Origin of the sequence: Pseudomonas protegens, assembly GCF_003732485.1 — a bacterium.
Taxonomy (GTDB): domain Bacteria; phylum Pseudomonadota; class Gammaproteobacteria; order Pseudomonadales; family Pseudomonadaceae; genus Aquipseudomonas; species Aquipseudomonas protegens_B.
The window spans coordinates 15,238-17,894 of the sequence record NZ_MOAK01000050.1 but is presented as its reverse complement, the minus strand read 5'-3'; the positions used below and the strand labels follow the sequence as shown (position 1 = coordinate 17,894).

The window sequence follows — 2,657 nt, the reverse complement described above, 5'->3', positions numbered from 1 at the left end:
TCCTACCGGGGGGGGGGCGGCGCGTGGGGCTGAATAAAACACGGATTTTTTTCGACTAATTGGCTAAATCAGGTTTTCCCCGTTAGTCGCCGACCCCCGCTATGGATTAAAGTATCGCCCCCAGCCCCGACGTTATTTCAACGCCCGGGGCGCACCCTCTCCAGGAACAGTCACCGATGGAACATCGTGAAGCGCTTTTGGCGCTGCGAACCTTTCTTTCAACGCAGATTCTCGGCCAGGAAAAACTCATCGAGCGCTTGCTCATCGCCCTGCTCGCCGACGGCCACATGCTGGTCGAGGGCGCTCCAGGACTGGCCAAGACCAAGGCCATCAAAGAGTTGGCCGAAGGCATTGAAGCGCAATTCCATCGGATTCAGTTCACCCCCGACCTGCTGCCCGCCGACATCACCGGCACCGAGATCTATCGCCCGGAAACCGGCAGTTTCGTGTTCCAGCAAGGCCCGATCTTCCACAACCTGGTGCTGGCCGACGAAATCAACCGCGCCCCGGCCAAGGTCCAGTCGGCGCTGTTGGAGGCCATGGCCGAGCGTCAGGTCAGCGTTGGCCGCAGTACCTATGAACTGTCGCCGCTGTTTCTGGTGATGGCGACCCAGAACCCCATCGAGCAGGAAGGCACCTATCCCCTGCCCGAAGCCCAGCTCGACCGCTTCCTGATGCACGTCAAGATCGGTTTCCCGGACGCGGCCGTGGAACGCCGCATTCTCCAGCAGGCCCGCGGCGAAGCGCTGAATGGCGAGACCAAGCCCGAGCGCCGGGTCAGCCAGCAGGCGATCTTCGCCGCGCGCAAGGAAATCCTCGGCCTGTACATGGCCGATGCGGTGGAGGAATACCTGGTGCAACTGGTGATGGCCACCCGCACCCCGGCCAAGTTCGACCCGGAAATGGCCGAGTGGATCGCCTACGGCGCCAGCCCTCGCGGCTCCATTGCCCTGGACCGCTGCGCCCGGGCCCACGCCTGGCTCGCCGGCCGGGATTTCGTCAGCCCGGAAGACATCCAGGCCGTGCTGTTCGACGTGCTGCGTCACCGCATCATTCTGTCCTTCGAGGCTGAAGCGGCAGGCATCGACCAGGACCGTGTGGTACAGCGCATCCTCGACGTCGTTGCCGTCGCCTGACCCTCATGACCCAGTCCGTTGCCGAACCCGGCATTCGCATCACCCTCGGCGAGCTGATCGAGATGCGCCATCGCGTGCGCGAGGTGCAGCTGTTCTCCACTCCCAGCCAGCGCAGCCCGCTGATCGGCCTGCACCACTCCAAGTTGCGCGGACGCGGTGTGGACTTCGATCAGGTGCGGGTCTACCAGGCCGGCGACGACGTGCGCACCATCGACTGGCGGGTCACCGCCCGTACCCAGGAACCCCACACCAAGCTGTTCCACGAGGAGCGCGAACGGCCGATCTTCATCATGGTCGAGCAGAGCCGCCAGCTGTTCTTCGGCTCCGGGCTGATGTTCAAGTCGGTACTCGCGGCCCAGGCCGCGAGCCTGATCGGCTGGGCCGCACTGGGCCACAACGACCGGGTCGGCGGCCTGGTCTACGGCGACGACGAGCACTACGAGATCAAACCGCGACGCAGCAAGCAAAGCCTGTTGCAACTGCTCAACCGCCTGGTGCGGGTCAACCAGTCGCTGCACAGCGACGCCCAGCCCCAGCGTGATGCCCTGGGCACCGCGCTGCTGCGCGGCCGTGAAGTGCTGCGCCCCGGCAGCCTGGTGATCGTGATCTGCGACGAGCGCGCCCTGAGCGACGCCGCCGAGCAGCAACTGAGCCTGCTGTCACGCCATTGCGACCTGCTGCTGATGCCCCTGTCCGATCCCCTGGATCATGCCCTGCCCGCCGCCGGCCTGTTGCGTTTTGCCGAGCGCGGCGCCCAGCTGGAGCTCGACACCCTGAACTACGAGCTGCGCCAGGCCTACCGGGCCCAGAGCGAAGCACGCATCGCCCGCTGGGAGCGTCTGGCGCAAAAACTGCGGGTGCTGCTGATGCCCCTGAGCACCCAGAGCGAGATGGTCGAGCAGTTGCGCGAGTACCTCAATCCGCAGCGTCCGGGAGCCGGCCGATGAGCAGCCTGGAACAACTGCAACCGCTGCTGCCGCCTCCGGAGGTGAGCCTGTGGCCGCCAGCACCGGGCTGGTGGTTGCTGGCGCTGCTGCTGCCGGCGCTCGGGTTCGCTCTCTGGCGCTGGCGTCATCTGTGGCCGCGCAAGGCCGTGCGCACACGCAGCGAACAACCCCTGGACCCGGTGCGCCTGGCGGCCCTGGCAGAACTGGCGCTGTTGCCCAAGCCCTATGACGGTGCCCCGGCGGGAGCCTGGCTGCAGGCCCTCAACGCCCTGCTCAAGCGCCTGTGCCGCAACCACTATCCCTACAGCCAGAGCCACACCCTCAATGGCCGCAAGTGGCTGGCGTTTCTCGACAACCGCTGCCCGGCCGCCGGCCTGACCCGCTGGATGGTGCTGGTGGAAGGCGCCTACAAGCCCGAGTGCAAGCTCGACGACAAAGCCATCGCCGGCCTGACCCAGGCGGTGGACACCTGGATTCGCAAGCATGTTTGAGTTCGCCTGGCCGTGGATCTTTGCCCTGTTGCCGCTGCCCTGGCTGCTGCGCCTGGTGCTGCCGGTGGCCGACAGCGGCGAGC

General features: G+C 66.1%; 4 protein-coding genes. All 4 read left to right on the top strand.

Annotated elements, in window-relative coordinates; translation table 11 throughout:
• The first annotated feature begins 176 nt into the window (after positions 1 to 176).
• A complete protein-coding gene (locus BLX41_RS12445) occupies positions 177 to 1,136 on the top strand; it encodes an AAA family ATPase (RefSeq protein ID WP_003218556.1) in 960 nt (319 codons plus the stop codon).
• A gap of 5 nt (positions 1,137 to 1,141) precedes the next feature.
• Positions 1,142 to 2,083: a DUF58 domain-containing protein gene (locus tag BLX41_RS12440; RefSeq protein WP_123725109.1), complete on the top strand. Its 942-nt coding sequence runs from the start codon at positions 1,142 to 1,144 to the stop codon at positions 2,081 to 2,083.
• Positions 2,080 to 2,574, top strand: a complete 495-nt coding sequence (locus BLX41_RS12435) for a DUF4381 domain-containing protein (RefSeq protein ID WP_123725108.1) — start codon at positions 2,080 to 2,082, stop codon at positions 2,572 to 2,574. Before BLX41_RS12440 ends, BLX41_RS12435 begins: the two co-directional genes overlap by 4 nt.
• Positions 2,567 to 2,657, top strand: a 91-nt coding sequence (locus BLX41_RS35195) for a hypothetical protein (protein ID WP_259744782.1), incomplete at its 3' end; no start/stop codon positions are given. The genes BLX41_RS12435 and BLX41_RS35195, both read left to right, overlap by 8 nt.

Bases quoted from the DNA above. Each gene is read 5' to 3' on its own strand.
- BLX41_RS12440 (WP_123725109.1), top strand. From the start codon at position 1,142: ATGACCCAGTCCGTTGCCGAACCCGGCATTCGCATCACCCTCGGCGAG.
- BLX41_RS12445 (WP_003218556.1), top strand. From the start codon at position 177: ATGGAACATCGTGAAGCGCTTTTGGCGCTGCGAACCTTTCTTTCAACG.
- BLX41_RS12435 (WP_123725108.1), top strand. From the start codon at position 2,080: ATGAGCAGCCTGGAACAACTGCAACCGCTGCTGCCGCCTCCGGAGGTG.